Genomic DNA, 396 nt, shown 5'->3' on the forward strand with positions numbered 1-396 from the left:
CCGCTGGGCCGGACGCGTGAGCGACCGGTTCCGCGCCGCCTCGTGGGTGGGCCGCGGCGCGGACCGGTACCCCGCCGTGGGCGTCGACGGGAGCGGGGCACCGGTCCCCCGCCTCTCGGGCGACCTCGGCCACCTCGTCGGCACGGGCCTCCTCTCGCCGGACGAGGAGCGGCTCGTCGCCGGGCTGCTGCTCGACGGCCGGTTGGCCTCGGGCTTCGGTCTCCGCAGCGCGGCGAGCGACGACGCCGGCTTCCGCCCCACGGAGCCGCGGCGGGGCGCGGTCGCGCCGGTCGACACCGCGATCGCGATCGAGGGGCTGCTGCGCGCGGGCTTCCCGCGCGAGGGGACCGTGCTCGCGCTGCAGCTCGAGCGCGCCGCGGACGCGCTCGGCGGCAC

General features: G+C 80.3%; 1 pseudogene. It reads left to right on the plus strand.

Annotated features, from left to right (window positions below):
* Positions 1-16 precede the first annotated feature (16 nt).
* A pseudogene (locus NWP09_RS13315) lies at positions 17-396 on the plus strand (amylo-alpha-1,6-glucosidase); the annotation flags it as partial.

The sequence above is a fragment of the Agrococcus sp. HG114 genome, from assembly GCF_024723325.1.
In the GTDB taxonomy this organism is placed as follows: Bacteria; Actinomycetota; Actinomycetes; order Actinomycetales; family Microbacteriaceae; genus Agrococcus.